The sequence below is a fragment of the Pseudomonas sp. 8Z genome (genome assembly GCF_902506535.1).
Lineage (GTDB): Bacteria > Pseudomonadota > Gammaproteobacteria > Pseudomonadales > Pseudomonadaceae > Aquipseudomonas.
The window spans coordinates 707,344-726,612 of the sequence record NZ_LR733825.1; the positions used below are offsets into that span (position 1 = coordinate 707,344).

Below are 19,269 nucleotides of genomic sequence, written 5' to 3' on the forward strand. Positions count from 1 at the left end.
CCTTAGCCAGCCGCCTTAGCAAGCGGGTAAACGAAGACTTAAAGAAATGGCCACTATCCACGTAGACGGCAAAGATTTCGAAGTCGATGGGGCAGACAACCTCCTGCAGGCCTGCCTGTCCCTCGGACTCGATATCCCCTACTTCTGCTGGCACCCGGCGCTTGGCAGCGTCGGCGCGTGCCGCCAGTGCGCGGTCAAGCAGTACAACGACGAGAACGACACCCGTGGTCGTATCGTCATGTCCTGCATGACACCCGCCACCGACAACACCTGGATCAGCATTGACGACGAGGAATCCAAGGCATTTCGCGCCAGTGTCGTCGAATGGCTGATGACCAACCACCCGCACGACTGCCCGGTGTGCGAGGAAGGCGGTCACTGCCACCTGCAGGACATGACGGTGATGACCGGGCATAACGCCCGTCGTTATCGCTTTACCAAGCGTACCCACCAAAACCAGGAACTCGGCCCGTTCATCGCCCACGAGATGAACCGCTGCATTGCCTGCTACCGCTGCGTGCGCTACTACAAGGACTACGCGGGCGGCAGCGACCTGGGCGTCTATGGCGCGCACGACAACGTGTACTTCGGCCGCGTCGAGGACGGCACGCTGCAAAGCGAGTTCTCCGGCAATCTGGTCGAGGTCTGCCCGACCGGCGTATTCACCGACAAGACCCACTCCGAGCGTTACAACCGCAAGTGGGACATGCAGTTCGCCCCTAGCATCTGTCACGGTTGCTCCAGCGGCTGCAACATCAGCCCCGGCGAGCGCTACGGCGAGCTGCGCCGCATCGAGAACCGTTTCAACGGCTCGGTGAACCAGTACTTCCTCTGTGACCGTGGCCGCTTCGGCTATGGCTACGTCAACAACGCAGATCGCCCGCGTCAGCCGCTGCTGGCAGGCCAGGCCATCGGCATCGACGCCGCGCTGGACAAGGCCGCCGAGCAGCTCAAGGGCAAGCGTGTGATCGGTATTGGCTCGCCGCGCGCCAGCCTGGAAGCCAATTTCACCCTGCGCGAACTGGTGGGTGCCGACAATTTCTATAGCGGTATCGCCGCTGGCGAATTGGCCAATATCCGCCTGATCCGCGACATCCTGCAAAACGGCCCGCTGCCAACGCCGACCCTGCGCGACGTCGAGCTGCACGATGCCATCTTCGTCCTCGGCGAAGACCTGACCCAGACCGCCGCACGCATGGCCCTGGCCCTGCGTCAAGCGGTCAAGGGCAAGGCCACCGAAATCGCTGCCGGAGCACGGATTCAGGACTGGCACATGGCGGCCGTGCAGAACGTCGCCCAGCACGCTCGTCACCCGCTGTTTATCGCCAGCGTCACGGAAACTCGCCTGGACGACGTGGCTGCCGAAAGCGTGCACGCCGCACCTGCGGATCTGGCTCGCATCGGCTTCGCCGTGGCCCACGCCATCGACCCGAGCGCCCCGGCTGTCGACGGCCTGGAAGCCGAGGCGCAAGCGCTGGTACAGCGCATTGCCGACGCGCTACTCAACGCCAAGCGCCCGCTGGTCGTGTCTGGCGCCTCTCTGGGCGACAAGGCCCTGATCGAAGCCGCCGCCAATATTGCCAGTGCGCTGAAAAATCGCGAGAAGAACGGCTCGCTGAGCCTGGTGGTGCCCGAGGCCAACAGCCTGGGCCTGGCGCTGCTGGGCGGCGAGTCCGTCGATGCCGCACTCGATGCCCTGAGTGCTGGCCAGGCCGATGCCGTAATCGTGCTGGAAAACGACCTGTACCGCCGCGCCGATGCCGCCAAGGTGGATGCTGCACTTAGCGCCGCGCAAGCGGTGATCGTCGCCGATCACCAGCGCACCGCCACCAGCGAACGCGCTCATCTGCTGCTGCCGGTCGCCTCCTTCGCCGAAGGCGACGGCACTCTGGTCAGCCTGGAAGGTCGCGCCCAGCGCTTCTTCCAGGTCTATGAGCCGAGCTACTACGATGCGGGCATTCTAATCCGTGAAGGCTGGCGCTGGCTGCATGCGCTGCACAGCACTTTGCTGGGCAAGGCCGTGGACTGGACGCAACTGGATCAGGTCACCGAAGCCTGCGCCGCCAGCAATCCGCTGCTGGCCGGGATCAAGGACGCCGCGCCGAGCGCCTCGTTCCGCATCAAGGGCCTCAAGCTCGCGCGCGAACCGCACCGCTACAGCGGCCGTACCGCCATGCGCGCCAATATCAGCGTGCACGAGCCGCGTCAGCCGCAGGATCAGGATTCCGCCTTTGCCTTCTCCATGGAAGGCTACGCCGGCAGCAAGGAAGATCGGCAGCAGATCCCGTTCGCCTGGTCGCCGGGCTGGAACTCGCCACAGGCCTGGAACAAGTTTCAGGACGAAGTCGGTGGTCATCTGCGTGCGGGCGACCCCGGCGTGCGCCTGCTCGAAGCCGCCGGTAACGCCCTGCCCTGGTTCGCCGTCAACGCCGCGTTCAGCCCGGCAGCCGGCACCTGGCAGGTGGCGCCGCTGCACCACCTGTTCGGCAGCGAGGAAAACTCCGCGCGCGCCAAGCCTATTCAGGAACGCATGCCCGAGCCCTACGTGGCCCTGGCCCGTGAGGAAGCGGCACGCCTCGGTGTGAGCAACGGTGCGCTGCTGGCCCTGCGCGTCAACGGTCAGGCACTGCGCCTGCCGCTGCAAGTACGTGATGATCTGGCCATCGGCCTGGTCGGCCTGCCGGTTGGCTTGCCGGGCATTCCGGCAGCAGTCGCCGGTGACAGCGTGACCCTGCTGCAGGAGGCCGCGCAATGAGCTGGCTGACGCCCGAACTGATCGAGATTGTCCTCGCGGTACTCAAGGCCATCGTCATCCTGCTGGTGGTGGTGGTTTGCGGCGCGCTGCTGAGCTTCATCGAGCGCCGTCTGCTCGGCTGGTGGCAGGATCGTTACGGCCCCAACCGTGTGGGGCCGTTCGGCATGTTCCAGATCGCCGCCGACATGATCAAGATGTTCTTCAAAGAGGACTGGACGCCGCCGTTCGCCGACAAGTTCATCTTCACCCTGGCGCCGATGATCGCCTTCGCCGCGATGCTGATGGCCTTCGCCATCATCCCCATCACCCCGAACTGGGGCGTGGCGGATCTGAACATCGGCATCCTGTTCTTCTTCGCCATGGCGGGTTTGTCGGTTTATGCCGTGCTGTTCGCCGGCTGGTCGAGCAACAACAAGTTCGCCCTGCTCGGCAGCCTGCGTGCCTCGGCCCAGACCATCTCCTACGAGGTGTTCCTGGCCCTGGCGCTGATGGGCGTGGTGGCGCAGGTTGGCTCGTTCAACATGCGCGATATCGTCGACTACCAGGCGCAGAACCTGTGGTTCATCATTCCGCAGTTCTTCGGCTTCTGTACCTTCTTCATCGCAGCGGTGGCCGTGACCCACCGTCACCCGTTCGACCAGCCGGAAGCCGAGCAGGAGCTGGCCGATGGTTACCACATCGAATACGCCGGGATGAAATGGGGCATGTTCTTCGTTGGCGAATACGTGGCCATCGTCACCGTATCGGCGCTGCTGGTAACCCTGTTCTTCGGTGGCTGGCACGGCCCGTTCGGCATCCTGCCGCAGATCCCGTTCTTCTGGTTCGCGCTGAAAACGGCCTTCTTCATCATGATCTTCATTCTGCTGCGCGCGTCCATCCCACGCCCGCGCTATGACCAGGTCATGGCCTTCAGTTGGAAGTTCTGCTTGCCGCTGACTTTGATCAACCTGCTGGTGACCGGCGCCCTCGTGCTGGCAACGGCCCAGTAAGGAGAACCACAGAATGTTCAAATACATATGGGGCGTGCTGGTTGGTACCGGCACCCAATTGCGCAGCCTGGCCATGGTCTTCAGCCATGGCTTTCGCAAGCGCGACACCCTGCAATACCCGGAAGAGCCGGTCTACCTGCCGCCGCGCTACCGTGGCCGCATCGTCCTGACCCGCGACCCCGACGGCGAAGAACGCTGCGTGGCCTGCAACCTGTGCGCCGTGGCCTGCCCGGTGGGCTGCATCTCGCTGCAGAAGGCCGAGACCGATGACGGGCGCTGGTACCCGGAGTTCTTTCGCATCAACTTCTCGCGCTGCATCTTCTGTGGCCTGTGCGAGGAAGCCTGCCCGACCACCGCGATCCAGCTCACTCCCGACTTCGAGATGGGCGAGTTCAAGCGTCAGGATCTGGTGTACGAGAAGGAAGACCTGCTGATCAGCGGCCCCGGCAAGAACCCGGACTACAACTTCTACCGCGTTGCCGGTATGGCCATCGCCGGCAAGCCCAAGGGCGCCGCGCAGAACGAGGCCGAGCCGATCAACGTCAAGAGCCTGCTGCCATGACTCGTTCTTACCCTCTCCCCCAGCCCCTCTCCCGCAAGCGGGAGCGGGGTGCAATGAGGAGCTTCTGATGGAATTCGCGTTCTACTTCTCCGCCGGTGTGGCGGTGGCATCGACGTTTGGGGTGGTCACCAACACCAATCCGGTGCATGCCCTGCTCTACCTCATCGTCTCGCTGTTGGCGGTGTCGATGGTGTTCTTCGCCCTCGGTGCGCCCTTTGCCGGCGCGCTGGAAATCATCGTCTACGCCGGCGCCATCATGGTGCTGTTCGTCTTCGTGGTGATGATGCTCAACCTCGGTCCGGCGGCTGCCGACCAGGAGCAAAGATGGCTGACGCCCGGCATCTGGGTCGGCCCAGCCATTCTCAGCACCTTGCTGCTCAGCCAGTTGCTCTATGTGCTGCTCAACCACGCCAGCGACGCCCACATCGGCCACACCACGGTCGAGGCCAAGGCCGTCGGTATCAGCCTGTTCGGCCCTTACCTGCTGGCGGTGGAACTGGCCTCCATGCTGCTGCTCGCTGCACTGGTCGCCGCCTACCACCTGGGCCGCCACGACGCGAAGGAGCCAACCGTATGACCGGCATCCCACTCGAACACGGCCTGGCCCTGGCCGGCGTGCTGTTCTGCATCGGCCTGGTCGGGCTGATGGTGCGGCGCAACATCCTGTTCATCCTGATGAGCCTGGAAGTGATGATGAACGCCGCTGCGCTCGCCTTCGTCGTAGCCGGTGCCCGCTGGGGCGCGGCTGACGGTCAGGTGATGTTCATTCTGGTGATTACCCTGGCAGCCGCCGAGGCCAGCATCGGCCTGGCGATCCTGCTGCAGTTGTATCGCCGCTTCAACACTCTGGATATCGACGCTGCCAGCGAGATGCGCGGATGAACCTTCTAGCCCTGACTCTATTCTTCCCGCTGCTTGGCTGGTTTCTACTGGCCTTCTCGCGCGGGCGTCTCTCGGAAAACGCCAGCGCCGTGATTGGTGTTGGCTCCATTGGCCTGGCGGCGGCCAGCGCGATTTGCGTGATCGCCCGTTTCATTACCGAAGTCCCGGTTGGCGGCTCCTACAGCCTGACGCTGTGGCAATGGATGAGCGTCGAAGGCCTGGCGCCGAGCTTCACCCTGCATCTGGACGGACTGTCGGCCACCATGCTCGGTGTGGTCACCGGCGTGGGCTTTTTGATCCACCTGTTCGCCAGTTGGTACATGCGTGGCGAGGAAGGCTACTCACGCTTCTTCGCCTACACCAACCTGTTCATCTTCAGCATGTTGCTGCTGGTGCTCGGCGACAACCTGCTGGTGCTGTTCTTCGGCTGGGAAGGTGTGGGTCTGTGCTCGTACCTGCTGATCGGCTTCTACTACAAGCACGTGCCCAACGGTAACGCGGCGCTCAAGGCCTTCATCGTCACCCGTATCGGCGACGTGTTCCTGATGATTGGCCTGTTCCTGCTGTTCCTCAACCTCGGCACCCTGAACATTCAGGAGCTGATGGTACTGGCACCGCAGAAATATGTGGCGGGTGATACCTGGCTGTGGCTGGCCACGCTGATGCTGCTCGGTGGCGCCGTGGGTAAATCCGCCCAGTTGCCGCTGCAAACCTGGCTGGCCGACGCCATGGCGGGCCCGACTCCGGTGTCGGCGCTGATCCACGCAGCGACCATGGTGACTGCTGGCGTGTACCTGATCGCCCGCACCCACGGTCTGTTCCTGCTGACCCCGGAGATTCTCGAACTGGTCGGGATCGTTGGCGGCGTGACACTGGTGCTGGCGGGTTTCGCCGCGCTGGTGCAGACCGACATCAAACGCATCCTCGCCTACTCGACCATGAGCCAGATCGGCTACATGTTCCTCGCCTTGGGCGTGCAGGCCTGGGACGCGGCGATCTTCCACCTGATGACCCACGCCTTCTTCAAGGCCCTGTTGTTCCTCGCCTCTGGTGCGGTGATTCACGCCTGCCACCACGAGCAGAACATCTTCAAGATGGGTGGTCTGTGGAAGAAGCTGCCGCTGGCCTATGCCAGCTTCGTGGTCGGCGGTTCCGCTCTGGCTGCGCTGCCGCTGGTCACCGTGGGTTTCTATTCCAAGGACGAAATTCTCTGGGAAGCCTTCGCCAGCGGTCATAGCGGCTTGCTCTACGCCGGCCTGGTCGGCGCCTTCATGACCTCGATCTACACCTTCCGCCTGATCTTCATTGCCTTCCACGGCGAGCAGAAGACCGAGGCGCACGCCGGTCATGGCATTGCCCACAACCTGCCGCTGATGGTGCTGATCGTGCTGTCCACCTTCATCGGCGCCTGGATTACTCCGCCGCTGGCCGGTGTGCTGCCGGAAAGTGTCGGCCATGCCGGTGGTCAGGCCCAGCACAGCCTGGAGCTGCTATCGGGTTTGATCGCGGTCAGCGGCATCGTGGTCGCCGCCCTGCTCTTCCTCGGTAAGCGCCGCGTTGCCAGCGCCGTAGCGCAGAGCGTGCTGGGTCGCCTGCTGAGCGCCTGGTGGCTTGCCGCCTGGGGCTTCGACTGGCTGTACGACAAGCTGTTCGTGCGCCCTTATCTGCTGCTCTGCCATCTGCTACGCCACGACCCCATCGACCGCAGTATCGGCCTGATTCCGCTGCTCGCCCGTGGCGGCAACGCCGCGCTGGTGCGCAGCGAAACCGGCCAGGTGCGTTGGTACGCCACCTCCATCGTGGGTGGTGCCGTGCTGGTGCTCGCCGTCATTCTCTTTTTGAGTTAAGGAAAACAGCCTGATGATTCTGCCCTGGCTAATCCTGATCCCCTTCATCGGCGGCCTGCTGTGCTGGCAGGGTGAGCGCTTCGGCCACGTCCTGCCGCGCTGGATCGCCCTGATTACAATGAGCCTGCTGTTCGGCCTGAGCCTGTGGTTGTGGCTCAGCGGTGACTTCACCCTGGCACCGGCCCCGGACGGCGGCCTGCGCTGGGCCCACGAGTTCGTCATCGACTGGATCCCGCGTCTGGGTATCACTATTCACCTGGCGATGGACGGTCTGTCAGTGCTGATGGTGACGCTCACCGGCCTGCTCGGTGTGCTCTCGGTGCTGTGCTCTTGGAACGAGATCCAGAACCGCGTCGGCTTCTTCCACCTCAACCTGATGTGGATTCTCGGCGGTGTGGTCGGCGTATTCCTCGCTGTCGACCTGTTTCTGTTCTTCTTCTTCTGGGAAATGATGCTGGTGCCGATGTATTTTCTCATCGCGCTCTGGGGGCATAGCGGCAGCGACGGTCGCACTCGCATCACCGCCGCCACCAAGTTCTTCATCTTCACCCAGGCCAGCGGCCTAGTCATGCTGGTGTCGATCCTGGCCCTGGTGTTCGTGCACTTCAACCAGACCGGCGTGCTCAGCTTCAACTACGCCGACCTTTTGAAGACCGAGCTGGCACCGGGCACCGAATACCTGCTGATGCTCGGTTTCTTCGTCGCCTTCGCGGTGAAGTTCCCGGTGGTGCCGGTACATTCCTGGCTGCCTGATGCCCACGCCCAGGCGCCGACTGCGGGCTCGGTAGACCTGGCTGGCATCCTGCTGAAGACCGCTGCCTACGGCCTGTTGCGCTTCGCCCTGCCGCTGTTCCCCAACGCTTCGGCGGAGTTCGCGCCCATCGCTCAGTGGCTCGGCGTGTTCGCCATCGTCTACGGCGCCCTGCTGTCGTTCGCGCAGACCGACATCAAGCGCCTGGTGGCCTACTCCAGCGTCTCGCACATGGGCTTCGTGCTGATCGCCATTTACTCCGGCAGCCAGATCGCCCTGCAAGGCGCGGTGGTGCAGATGGTCGCGCATGGTTTGTCCGCCGCCGCGCTGTTCATCCTCTGCGGCCAGCTCTACGAGCGCGTGCACACCCGTGATCTGCGCCAAATGGGCGGAATTTGGGCACGCATGCCGTGGCTGCCAGCCATCAGTCTGTTCTTCGCCGCCGCCGCGCTGGGGTTGCCGGGCACCGGTAACTTCGTCGGTGAATTTCTCATCCTGATCGGCAGCTTCGCTGGCGCGCCCTGGGTCGTGGTGCTGGCCGCCTGTGGCCTGGTGCTCGGCTCGGTATACGCCCTGGCGATGATCCATCGCGCCTACTTCGGCCCGGTACAGCAAGAAGCGCCGCTACCCGGCCTGAAAGCCCGCGAACTGAGCATGGTGCTCGGCCTCGGCGCACTGCTGATTCTGCTTGGCGTTTACCCGCAACCGGTGCTCGATACCTCCGCTGCCAGCATGCATGGCGTGCAACAGTGGATGGCTGGCGCCCTCGATCAACTCGCCTCGGGCCGGTAAGGGTAAGGATTAGAGACTCATGGAACATCACGCTGTCGACTTCACCCTGCAACACCTGATCGCCCTGCTGCCGCTGCTGGTGACCAGCCTCACCGCTGTCGTGGTGATGCTGGCCATCGCTGCCAAGCGCAATCACACGGTGACCTTCATTCTCTCGGTGGTGGGCCTGAACCTGGCGCTGCTGTCGCTGATTCCAGCACTGGAGGTAGCTCCGCAACAGGTCACCCCGCTGCTGTTGATCGACACCTTCGCCTGCTACTACATGGCGCTGGTACTGGTCGCCAGTCTGGCCTGCATCACCTTGATTCACGCCTATCTCGGCGGCGACTCGGGCAAGGGCTACCCCGGCAACCGCGAGGAGCTTTACCTGCTGGTGCTGCTCTCGGCCGCTGGCGGTATGGTGCTGGTCAGCGCGCAGCACCTGGCCAGCCTGTTCATCGGCCTGGAACTGCTGTCGGTGCCGACCTACGGCATGATCGCTTACGCCTTCTTCAACAAGCGCTCGCTGGAAGCCGGCATCAAGTACATGGTGTTGTCGGCGGCCGGTTCGGCCTTCCTGTTGTTCGGCATGGCGCTGCTGTATGCCGAGTCCGGCAACCTGGCCTTCGCCGACATCGGCGCCAGCCTGATGCGCGAAAGCAGCCAACTGGTACAGATCGGCACTGGCATGATGCTCATTGGCCTGGCCTTCAAGCTGTCGCTGGTGCCCTTCCACCTATGGACGCCGGACGTCTATGAAGGCGCCCCGGCGCCAGTGGCTGCCTTCCTCGCCACCGCTAGCAAGGTCGCGGTGTTCGCCGTGCTGCTGCGCCTGTATCAGGTGTCGCCGGCCATGAGCGGTGGCTGGTTGAACGAGCTGCTGACCCTGATCGCCATTGCCTCGATCCTCTTCGGCAACCTGCTGGCCCTGCTGCAGAACAACCTCAAACGCCTGCTGGGTTATTCCTCCATCGCCCACTTCGGCTACCTACTGGTGGCACTGATCGCCAGCAAGGGCCTGGCCGTGGAAGCCGTCGGCGTGTACTTGGCTACCTACGTGCTAACCAGCCTCGGCGCCTTCGGCGTGATTACCCTGATGTCCACGCCCTACAGCGGTCGCGACGCCGATGCACTGTACGAATACCGTGGCCTGTTCTGGCGCCGCCCGTACCTGACCGCCGTGCTCACGGTGATGATGCTGTCGCTGGCCGGCATTCCGCTGACTGCTGGCTTTATCGGCAAGTTCTACGTGATTGCTGCCGGTGTCGAGGCGCAACTGTGGTGGCTGCTCGGCGCCATGGTGTTGGGCAGCGCCATCGGCGTGTTCTATTACTTGCGGGTGATGGTGACCCTGTTCATGCGTGAGCAGAGTCTGCATCGCCACGACGCGCCCTTCGACTGGGGCCAGCGCGCCGGCGGCATCATGCTGCTACTGGTCGCCCTGCTCGCCTTCATCCTTGGCGTATACCCGCAACCGCTGCTGGAACTGGTACAGCAGGCCGGGCTGGTCGCTCTGGCGCAGTAAACGAAGCCCCGCAAATGAAGAGCCCCCGCAGATGCGGGGGCTTTCTTTTAAGGGGCGCGGCTAAAGCCCCACACACAGATTCATGGTGACGTGTGGGAGGGGCTTTAGCCGCGACAGCTATATGTGTCAGCCAATCCCGGGTTTCGCTGCGCTCTACCCAGGCTACCGGCTGCGGTTTGATCAATGCCCGCCGAGATAGGCGTTGCGCACCTCTTCGTTGCCCAGCAGCTCAGCACCGGTGCCGGTCAGACGGATTTCTCCGGTAACCATCACATAGGCGCGATCCGACAGTTTCAGCGCATGGTTGGCGTTCTGCTCCACCAGAAAGATGGTCATGCCGGTCTGCGCCAGTTCGCGCAGGGTTGCGAAGATCTGCTTGACCACGATGGGTGCCAGCCCCAGCGAGGGCTCGTCGAGCAACAGCAGCTTGGGCCGACTCATCAGTGCGCGGGCGATGGCGAGCATCTGTTGCTCACCGCCCGACATGGTCATGGCACGCTGGTTGCGCCGCTCCTTCAGACGCGGAAACAGCTCGAACATGCGCTGGATATCCTCGTCAGCATGGCCCATGCCAATAGGAATGGTACCCATCAGCAGGTTCTCCTCCACGCTCATGTCCGGGAATACCCGCCGCCCTTCTGGTGACTGGGCGATGCCATTGGAGGCGACATAATGCGCCGACTTACCGGTGATATCGGTGCCCTGATAGAGAATCTGCCCGCCGCTGGCGCGCGGCTGACCGAAAATCGACATCAGCAGCGTGGATTTACCGGCACCGTTGGCGCCAATCAGGCTCACCGTCTCGCCTTGATCGATGTGCAGGCTTACCGACTTCAGTGCCTGAATCGGCCCGTAGTGCACGTCGACATTCTTGAACTCCAGTAACGGCGAACTCATGCCACATCCTCTTCATCCGCGCCGAGGTAGGCGGCGATCACTTTGGGGTCGTTCTTGATCTGCTCTGGCGTGCCCTGAGCGATCACGTTGCCGTATTCGAGCACGACGATATGGTCGGAAATGTCCATCACCATGCCCATGTCATGCTCGATCAGCAGCACGGTAATCTGGTGCTCATCACGCAGGCGACGAATGATTCGGCTCAGCGCCTGAGTCTCGGCCGGGTTGAGGCCGGCGGCAGGTTCATCCAGGCAGATCAGTTCGGGCTGCGTGCACATCGCGCGGGCGATTTCCAAACGGCGCTGCTGGCCATAGGACAATTCACCGGCCAGGCGATTGGCGCAATCGACCAGATCGACCACCTCCAACCAATAGAAGGCATGATCGAGCAGCTTCGATTCGCGGCGACGAAAGCCGGGGGTGTTGAGAATCCCCGCCAGCATGTTGCGGTTGGAGGACATGTGCTGGGCCACCAGCAGGTTCTCCACCACCGACATTTCCTTGAACAAACGAATGTTCTGGAAGGTGCGCGCCAGCCCGGCGCGGTTGACCAGGTGGGTGCCGCCGAACAGCTTGTACCACAGGCGCCTGGCCAACGAGCGTGGCTGCACGAAGTCTTCGGGAGCAAACGGCTCGCCCAGTACCTGAATCACATTGGTCGTGGTGTTTTGCGCGTTGAGCTTGATGCTGCCACCACTGGCCGAGTAGAAGCCGGTCAGGCAGTTGAATACCGTGGTCTTTCCCGCACCGTTGGGGCCGATCAGCGCCGAAATTGAGTGGCGCTTGATGCTGAAATTCACATCGTTGAGCGCCTTGATGCCACCGAAATGCATCATCAGGCTGTCGACCGCGAGGATCAGTTCGCTCTGCTTCATGGCGCCACTCCCTTGCGAATCGCGTAGCCGGTTCGGCTAACGCGCACGAGGCCCCGTGGGCGCCAAATCATCATCAGCACCATCAGCACACCGAACACCAGCATGCGAACGTCACCGAACTCGCGCAGCAACTCGAACAATAACGTCATGGTGAAGGCCGAAATGACCACGCCGAGGGTAGACCCAAGCCCGCCGAGCACGACGATGGCCAGCACCAGAATCGACTCAAGAAAGTTGAACGACGCCGGGTTGATGAAGCCCTGGTAAGTGGCGAAGAACACCCCGGCAATGCCGGCAGTGGAGGCGCCAATCATGAACGCCGAGAGTTTTACCATCACATGGTTCAGGCCCATCGCACGGCAGGCGATTTCATCTTCGCGCAGCGCCTCCCAGGCCCGGCCAATCGGCATGCGCGTCAGCCGGTGCTTGATATAGAGCACGGCCAGCACTACCAGAAACAGTACGCTGTAGACCACGATCATCGACATGCTGGGGTTGTAACTGATGCCCAGCAACTCGTGCAGAGGCGTGCCACCGTCCTTGGCGCGACGGCCAAACTCGATGCCGAAGAAGGTGATCCCCGGTGCGGAAACACCGTTGGGGCCGTTGGTGAACTCCATCCAGTTATTCAGCACCAGACGGATGATCTCGCCAAACCCGAGGGTGACGATGGCCAGATAGTCGCCGTGCATACGCAACACTGGAAAGCCCAGAATCGCCCCGGCCAGCGCCGCCATCACCGCCGCAATCGGCAACATGCTCCAGAAGCCCAGATCCAGGTACTGATATCCCAGCGCCAAGCCATAGGCACCGATGGCGTAGAAACCGACATAACCCAGATCGAGCAGCCCGGCCAGGCCGACCACGATATTCAGGCCCAGACCCAACAGTACATAGATCAGGCAGAGGATCACCACCGTCAGCCAGTACTTGCTGGCCAGGAACGGGAAGGCGATCGCCAGCACGATGATCAGCGGCAGGATGAAGCGCAGGCTGGATTTGTGATCGGCCGGCAAGACATGCACGCCGCCGTCGTTGCGGCGAAACACGGCGAACCACTTGCGCCCCCTGGCCGTCTGGCCGAAGGCGCTGAGCAAAAAACGCCCGGCCATGACGATGGCCACCAGCAGCGCCACACGCTGCGGCTGCAGATTGAAGTCATAGCCGTCGAGCACGATGCCGACGATGGGGCCGAACACCAGCAGCGCGAGCAGACCGGCCAGCGCGGTGTCACGCAGCACCGCCTTGAAGTCGAATGTCTCTGTCATGCCGTTACACCTTGGTCACTTGCGGTTTGCCGAGCAGCCCCTGCGGGCGAAAGATCAGCACCAGAACCAGCAGCGAGAAGCTGAACACGTCCTTGTAGTCGGAGTTGACCATGCCCGCGAACTGCGCCTCGGACACCCCGAGAATCAGCCCGCCGAGCATCGCCCCAGGCAGCGAGCCGATACCGCCGAGCACGGCCGCGGTGAAGGCCTTGATGCCGATGATGAAGCCGGCATAGAAATCGAAGGTGCCGTAATTCATGGTGATCAGCACTCCGGCCAACGCCGCCATCGACGCGCCGATGACGAACACGTAGGAAATCACCCGGTCGGTGTTGATGCCGAGGATCGAGGCCATCTTGCGATCCTGCTGAGTCGCGCGGCACATGCGGCCAAGCTTGGTGTGCTGGATCACGTAATGCAGGATCGCCATGCCGATCAGCGAGGCGACGATGATGAACAGCTTGGTGTAGGTCAGTTGCACATAGCCTTCGCCGATGTGGAACTTGATTACCCCATCGAGCAAGGTCGGCACGCCCTGCTGCCGCGCGCCCTGGCTGAGCTGGACGAAGTTCTGCAGGATCAACGACATGCCGATGGCGCTGATCAGCGGCGCGAGGCGCGTCGAATTGCGCAGCGGCTTGTAGGCGATGCGCTCGATGGTCCAGCCATAAACGCCGGTAATGACGATGCTGAACACCAGCGTGCCGAGAATCAGAAAGGGGAATGAGTCGACACCAAAGAAGGCCAGCACGGCCAGGCCGATGGCGGCCAGGTAGGCGCTGATCATGTACACGTCGCCATGGGCGAAGTTGATCATGCCGATGATGCCGTAAACCATGGTGTAGCCAATGGCGATCAAGCCATAGACCGAACCCAGCGTCACGCCATTGATCAATTGCTGCAGAAAGATGCCGTCCATGAAGAAACTCTCACAGGCATGGGAATACGAGCATCGACCCGGCACAGCCGGGGATGCCGGAGAGAGGCGCACACTGGCCGACATGGCCGGTGTGCGCAGGCTGGATCAGGGCAGTTGGTGATACTTGCCCTTGTCGTCCCACTCGTACATCACGTAGTCGGAGACTTGCAGGTCGCCCTTCTCGGTAAAGGCTTTCTTGCCCATCACGGTGTCCACGCTGTGGCCCTTCAGCCATTCGCTGGCCTTGGCACCATCGGTGCTGCCCACCGCATTGAAGGCCGCCGCCAGGGTCTGTACCGACGCGTAGGAATACAGGGTGTAGCCTTCCGGCTCGAAGCCGTTGGCGCGGAACTTCTCGATCACCGCCTTGCCTTCCGGGATCTGCCGCGGATCGGCGCCGAAGGTCATCAGCACACCCTTGGTGTATTGCGGGCCACCAGCGGTGGTCACCAGCTCATCGGTCACCACGCAGTCGCCGGAAACGAAGGTAGCGTTGACGCCCTGCTCACGCATCTGCCGTACCAGTGGGCCGGCTTCCGGGTGGCAGCCGCCGAAGTAGACGACGTCGGCACCAGCCGCGCGAATCTTGGTCACCAGCGCGTTGAAGTCCTTCTCGCCACGGGTCAGGCCTTCGTACAGCACCGGCTCGATGCCACGCTTGGCCAGTTGCGCCTTGGTCGCATCGGCCAGCCCCTGGCCGTAGGTGTCCTTGTCGTGGATCACCGCGACCTTCTTCGCCTTGAGCTTGTCGACCAGGTAATCACCCGCAACGATGCCCTGCTGATCGTCACGCCCGCACATGCGGAACATGCCGGTCAGGCCGCGCTCGGTAATCTGCGGGTTGGTCGAGCCGGGGGTGATGGCGATGATGCCTGCTTCGTCGTACACCTCCGACGCCGGCATGGTCGAGGACGAGCAGAAGTGGCCGACCACACCCACCGCCTTGTCCGAATCCACCAGGCGGTTGGCCACAGCTACAGCCTGCTTCGGTTCACAGGCGTCATCGGCCTTGACCAGGGTGATCTTCTCGCCGTTGATGCCACCAGCGGCGTTGATGTCCTCGGCGGCCTGGGTCGCACCGCGCCAGTATTGCTCGCCATACGAGGCATTGGCGCCAGTATGCGGGCCGGCGACACCGATCACGACATCGGCCAGAGCCAGGGAAGATGAGCCCATTGCGGCACTAACCGCTAAGGCCAGAAAACCTTTTCTGTAAATCTTCTGCGACATGGAGTGCTCCTGATGGTTTTAGGTTGGCCACCTGAGACAGCAAGGCTTATGCCAGTCAAAAAACGCAAAGGCAGAACGAAAAAGTCAGGAGCATGACGATAAAAGAGCGTATTTTTTTGAAAGACTTTCCCGCTGCAGCTAAAACGAAAACGCGAAAAGCCGCCGAACCCTCGATTTATCTGGCTCTGAGCTTAGTTTCCGTTAAACACCTGAGTAATCAGCCAGAAGCGCCCCAGCTTAGTGCAAATGCCCCATGCCTTCGCACCACCAACCCGCACCGCTGCGAAACCGAGCGATGAAGACCTGCCAAGGGCAGATATAGCAGTGGTCGATTACGCCCAAAAGAGATCTGGCATGCGCAGTTTTGAGTAAAAAATTCCCAGCGCAGGCGCATCATCAAGCGTAAGCGGCCTAACGCCGCGCCACGATGAAAAGTCGGGGGAATGGCAGCAGCACACGGCCATCGGCTTGTGGCGGGTAGGCATCGGCGACTAACTTCTGGTAATTCGCGAGAAAAGCGGCCTGCTGTTCAGCATCCAGCGGCTGTAGGAACGGCAATAAGGCCGTGGACTTGAACCACTCCACGATTGCGGCGGCATTGTCCAGTACATGGAAGTAGGTGGTACGCCAGATATCCAGTTCGCCAGCATGAGAGCTGAGGATGTCGTAATAGGTTTGCGCGTTGTACCTCGGGTTATGACGCACCTCACCGATACACGCCGACCACGGCCCATTGGCCGCCACTTCACGGGCCAGGCGGTGCGCTGGCTCCTGCAGATTGTCCGGCGTCTGGATCGCCAACCAGCCACCGGGAGCCAGTTGCGCGAGCAGTTTCGGGTATAACTGGGCGTGATCCGGCAACCATTGCAGCGAAGCGTTGGCCAGGATCAGTTGCGGTACCGCATCCGCCTGCCAGTGCTGGATATCGGCCAGTTGGAAGCTCACTTGTGGCAGCCTCTGACGCGCAGCGCGCAGCATGTCTTCGCTGCTATCGATAGCGCTAACCTGCGCGCCTGGTACATGCCTGTGCAATACCTCAGTGGAGTTGCCAGGCCCGCAACCCAAATCCACAGCACATTCGATTCCATCGCTCGGCACCGCTGCCAATAGGTCGCACACTGGCCGGGTTCGTTGGCGCTCGAATAACGAATATTGCTGAGCAGACCATCCCATCACTCACCTCCTAACAGGCCGTTGGAACATGTAGGCAAAGTAGCATTTTCAATGCCCTACTAATGCTGTCTAGAACCCATGCCAGAGCACGTACGGCTCAATTTTTTTCTGCTGCTACACTTCGTAAAAATGGCCATCAGCCATTGCATGCCGTGAATCCTGTCACATCCCTTGTTGAGCCAGAGCCACGCGCACGCGGAAATTCCCCACAATGGCGCACCCTCACGGAAGCCTACGAAAGCCGTATCGACCAAGGCATAGCGCCACCGTGACAGATGCTCACAACGCGATAAGAAAAAGGAAGCATTCATGCTCAAATCCGTCCGTGCTCTGTTTTTTTGCACGCTGGGCTTAACTTTCTGCGCCGCCCTCAGCGCGCACGCTGATGAACCCATCGTGATCAAGTTTTCCCACGTGGTCGCCGACAATACGCCCAAGGGCCAAGGCGCTCTGCTGTTCAAGCAGTTGGTCGAGCAACGTCTTGAAGGCAAGGTCAAGGTTGAGGTCTATCCCAGCGCTACCCTCTATGGCGATGCCAACGAGCTCGATGCGCTGCGTAATAACGACGTACAAATGCTGGCACCCTCGCTGGCCAAATTCGAGCAGTACACCAAGCAATTGCAGGTATTCGACCTGCCCTTCCTATTCGATGATCTGGAGGCGGTAAATCGCTTTCAAAAACGCGCCAAAGGCCGCCAACTGCTGCGCTCGATGGAAGACCATAACATCGTCGGTCTCGGTTATTGGCACAACGGCATGAAGCAGCTCTCGGCTACCCGCGCGTTGCGCGTGCCTGGCGATGCCAAGGGCTTGAGTTTCCGTATCCAGCCGTCAACGGTGCTGGAGGCGCAGTTCAGTCAAGTCGGTGCAAGCACTCAGAAGTTGCCCTTCTCAGAGGTATTCAACGCACTGAAGAGCGGTCAGGTGCAGGGCGCCGAGAACCCGTGGTCAAACATCTACAGTAAGAAGCTGCATGAAGTGCAGCCCTTTATCAGCGAAACCAATCACGGCGTGCTGGACTACATGCTGGTGAGCAATTCGCGCTTCTGGTACAGCATTCCGCACCACATCCGCACGGAGTTGGAAGGCATCATCGACGAGGTGACCTACGCGGTGAACAAGCAGGCCGAGGCTGATAACCAGGCGGATCGCCAGCACATCATCGATTCCGGGCGCAGCCAGATCATCAGCCTGACGCCAGAACAGCGCCAGGCTTGGCGCGACGCCATGCAACCGGTCTGGGCGCAGTTCGAGGAGCAAATCGGCAAGGACGTGCTCAAGGCAGCGCAGACGGTCAACCGCAAGCACCGCGAATAACCACGAGGTCGGCATGGCGACTTTCACCATGCCGACTGTCACTCAGCCGCTGAGTCCTGCAACTGCTCGATCTGCCAGCCACCGCCCAAAGCGGCAATCAATTGCACGCTGGCCAGCAGACGGTTGCCCAGTAGCGTCAAATTGGTGCGCTCGTTGTTCAGCGCTGTGGCCTGCACGTTGACCACGCTGCTGTAGTCGACGGTACCGGCCTGGTACTGGTTCTCGATCAGTCGTAGCGACTCGCGTGCAGCCTCCAGCGCCTGTTGCTGCACGCCGCTCTCCTGCTCCAGCACGCGCAACTGCACCAGGTAATCCTCGACTTCACGCAAGCTATCCAGCACCGCCTGGCGATACTGTGCCACGGTCTGCTCGTACACCGCCTCGGTGCGCTGCAACTCGGCGCTGCGCGCACCACCATCGAACAGGGTCAGGGCCAGTTGCGGGCCGAGTGACCAGAAGCGGTTGGGCGCATCGATCCAGTCGGCAAAGCTGCTGCCGCGATAACCACCGCTAGCGCTGATGCTCAGATCCGGGAACCACGCGGCCTCGGCCACACCTATCTGCGCGTTGGCGGCCATGACCCGACGCTCGGCGGCAGCGACATCAGGCCGACGTTCGAGCAGTTGCGAGGGCAACATCACTGGTAGCGTTGGCAGCATCGGCAAACGGTCGCGTGTGGCGATGCTCAGCTCAGTCGGGCTAACCCCGACCAGCACGGCGATAGCGTGTTCGAGCTGGGCGCGCTGCCAGTTCAGATCGATGGCTTGCGCCTCGGTACTTCTAAGTTGAGTCAGCGCCTGAGTGACATCGGATCGCGGCACGATGCCCGCGTTGTACTGGTTTTCGGTCAGCCGTAGCGAGCGTGCATAGGCTGCAACCGTGGCATCGAGCAGACGCTTCTGTTCATCGAGCACGCGCAATTGCAGGTAGTTCTGCACCAGCTCGCTCTGCAGGCTCAGACTCAGCGCGGCCAGATCGGCAGCGCTGGCCTCGTAGCTGGCCTGATTGGCTTCCAGGTTGCGCCGCAGCCTCCCCCACAGATCCAGCTCCCAAGCCGCACTCAGGCTCAGGTCATAGCTTTTGGAAACCCCTGAACCATTCAGATTGCTACCGGAAGTGCTACCACCGCCCTGCCCGCTGCGTGTCACGCCGGTGCTGCCGGACAGCGTCGGCATGAAACTCGCCCGCGCACCACGCACCAACGCCCGCGCCTGCCGGTACTGGGCCTCGGATGCGGCCAGGTTCTGGTTGGACAGTTGCAGGCGTTCGACCAGTGCATTGAGTTCGGCATCACCATACAGCTCCCACCAGGCACCACGCTCCAGAGCATCGGCAGGGCTGGCGGGCGTCCAGCCTTCGACTTGCTTGAACTGCACGGGCACTGCCAATTCCGGGCGCTGGTAGTCCGGGCCAAGGGCGCAGCCGGTAAGCACGCCAAGCAGCATGATCAAGGTGTAGGAGCGCGCCCTGTTCGCGAGCAGGGTGCAATTAACAGCTTCGCGAGCAGA

At 61.9% G+C, this 19,269-nt stretch carries 17 protein-coding genes; 10 read left to right on the forward strand and 7 right to left on the reverse strand.

Annotated features, from left to right (window positions below):
* Window positions 1–46 precede the first annotated feature (46 nt).
* From nuoG to nuoN, 8 genes are all read left to right on the forward strand, one after another.
* Window positions 47–2,755 (forward strand): NADH-quinone oxidoreductase subunit NuoG, encoded by a 2,709-nt coding sequence (gene nuoG, locus AERO9A_RS07425; protein WP_159971263.1) that lies wholly within the window; start codon window positions 47–49, stop codon window positions 2,753–2,755.
* Complete coding sequence (gene nuoH, locus AERO9A_RS07430; protein WP_159971264.1) at window positions 2,752–3,744, forward strand: NADH-quinone oxidoreductase subunit NuoH; 993 nt, start codon at window positions 2,752–2,754, stop codon at window positions 3,742–3,744. The genes nuoG and nuoH overlap by 4 nt, the downstream gene beginning before the upstream one ends.
* A 13-nt stretch (window positions 3,745–3,757) precedes the next feature.
* Complete coding sequence (nuoI, locus tag AERO9A_RS07435; RefSeq protein WP_159971265.1) at window positions 3,758–4,306, forward strand: NADH-quinone oxidoreductase subunit NuoI; 549 nt, start codon at window positions 3,758–3,760, stop codon at window positions 4,304–4,306.
* A gap of 67 nt (window positions 4,307–4,373) precedes the next feature.
* The gene (nuoJ, locus tag AERO9A_RS07440; protein WP_159971266.1) at window positions 4,374–4,883 is read left to right on the forward strand and encodes an NADH-quinone oxidoreductase subunit J; all 510 of its coding nucleotides are present in this window, start codon (window positions 4,374–4,376) and stop codon (window positions 4,881–4,883) included.
* Entirely contained in the window at window positions 4,880–5,188 is a 309-nt protein-coding gene (gene nuoK / locus AERO9A_RS07445) for an NADH-quinone oxidoreductase subunit NuoK (RefSeq protein WP_003460477.1), read from the forward strand. The genes nuoJ and nuoK overlap by 4 nt, the downstream gene beginning before the upstream one ends.
* Window positions 5,185–7,035, forward strand: a complete 1,851-nt coding sequence (gene nuoL, locus AERO9A_RS07450) for an NADH-quinone oxidoreductase subunit L (RefSeq protein WP_159971267.1) — start codon at window positions 5,185–5,187, stop codon at window positions 7,033–7,035. The genes nuoK and nuoL overlap by 4 nt, the downstream gene beginning before the upstream one ends.
* A gap of 13 nt (window positions 7,036–7,048) precedes the next feature.
* Window positions 7,049–8,578 (forward strand): NADH-quinone oxidoreductase subunit M, encoded by a 1,530-nt coding sequence (gene nuoM / locus AERO9A_RS07455; protein WP_159971268.1) that lies wholly within the window; start codon window positions 7,049–7,051, stop codon window positions 8,576–8,578.
* A 19-nt stretch (window positions 8,579–8,597) separates the two neighbouring features.
* A complete protein-coding gene (gene nuoN, locus AERO9A_RS07460; RefSeq protein ID WP_159971269.1) occupies window positions 8,598–10,082 on the forward strand; it encodes an NADH-quinone oxidoreductase subunit NuoN in 1,485 nt (494 codons plus the stop codon).
* 180 nt (window positions 10,083–10,262) lie between these two features.
* Here the strand turns inward: nuoN and AERO9A_RS07465 are convergent, their stop codons facing one another.
* The 4 genes from AERO9A_RS07465 to AERO9A_RS07480 are packed head-to-tail and all read right to left on the reverse strand — an operon-like array spanning window position 10,263 to window position 14,041.
* A complete protein-coding gene (locus AERO9A_RS07465) occupies window positions 10,263–10,979 on the reverse strand; it encodes an ABC transporter ATP-binding protein (RefSeq protein ID WP_159971270.1) in 717 nt (238 codons plus the stop codon).
* Window positions 10,976–11,854, reverse strand: coding sequence for an ABC transporter ATP-binding protein (locus tag AERO9A_RS07470; protein WP_159971271.1), 879 nt, complete (start codon window positions 11,852–11,854; stop codon window positions 10,976–10,978). Before AERO9A_RS07470 ends, AERO9A_RS07465 begins: the two co-directional genes overlap by 4 nt.
* Entirely contained in the window at window positions 11,851–13,122 is a 1,272-nt protein-coding gene (livM, locus tag AERO9A_RS07475; RefSeq protein WP_159971272.1) for a high-affinity branched-chain amino acid ABC transporter permease LivM, read from the reverse strand. Before livM ends, AERO9A_RS07470 begins: the two co-directional genes overlap by 4 nt.
* 4 nt (window positions 13,123–13,126) lie before the next feature.
* Window positions 13,127–14,041, reverse strand: a complete 915-nt coding sequence (locus tag AERO9A_RS07480) for a branched-chain amino acid ABC transporter permease LivH (RefSeq protein WP_159971273.1) — start codon at window positions 14,039–14,041, stop codon at window positions 13,127–13,129.
* On the opposite strand from AERO9A_RS07480, the gene AERO9A_RS22445 reads away from it, so the two are divergent.
* A complete protein-coding gene (locus tag AERO9A_RS22445) occupies window positions 14,040–14,162 on the forward strand; it encodes a hypothetical protein (protein WP_256665876.1) in 123 nt (40 codons plus the stop codon). The genes AERO9A_RS07480 and AERO9A_RS22445 overlap by 2 nt on opposite strands.
* On the opposite strand, the gene AERO9A_RS07485 is transcribed toward AERO9A_RS22445, so the two are convergent.
* Entirely contained in the window at window positions 14,147–15,271 is a 1,125-nt protein-coding gene (locus AERO9A_RS07485) for a branched-chain amino acid ABC transporter substrate-binding protein (protein ID WP_159971274.1), read from the reverse strand. The genes AERO9A_RS22445 and AERO9A_RS07485 overlap by 16 nt on opposite strands.
* Window positions 15,272–15,682: 411 nt before the next feature.
* Window positions 15,683–16,444 (reverse strand): trans-aconitate 2-methyltransferase, encoded by a 762-nt coding sequence (gene tam, locus AERO9A_RS07490; RefSeq protein ID WP_159971275.1) that lies wholly within the window; start codon window positions 16,442–16,444, stop codon window positions 15,683–15,685.
* 309 nt (window positions 16,445–16,753) lie between these two features.
* On the opposite strand from tam, the gene AERO9A_RS07495 reads away from it, so the two are divergent.
* Window positions 16,754–17,761: a TRAP transporter substrate-binding protein gene (locus tag AERO9A_RS07495; protein ID WP_159971276.1), complete on the forward strand. Its 1,008-nt coding sequence runs from the start codon at window positions 16,754–16,756 to the stop codon at window positions 17,759–17,761.
* Window positions 17,762–17,799: 38 nt separating this feature from the next.
* Here AERO9A_RS07495 and AERO9A_RS07500 read toward each other — a convergent pair whose 3' ends face one another.
* The gene (locus AERO9A_RS07500) at window positions 17,800–19,206 is read right to left on the reverse strand and encodes an efflux transporter outer membrane subunit (protein WP_256665895.1); all 1,407 of its coding nucleotides are present in this window, start codon (window positions 19,204–19,206) and stop codon (window positions 17,800–17,802) included.
* Window positions 19,207–19,269: the final 63 nt, after the last annotated feature.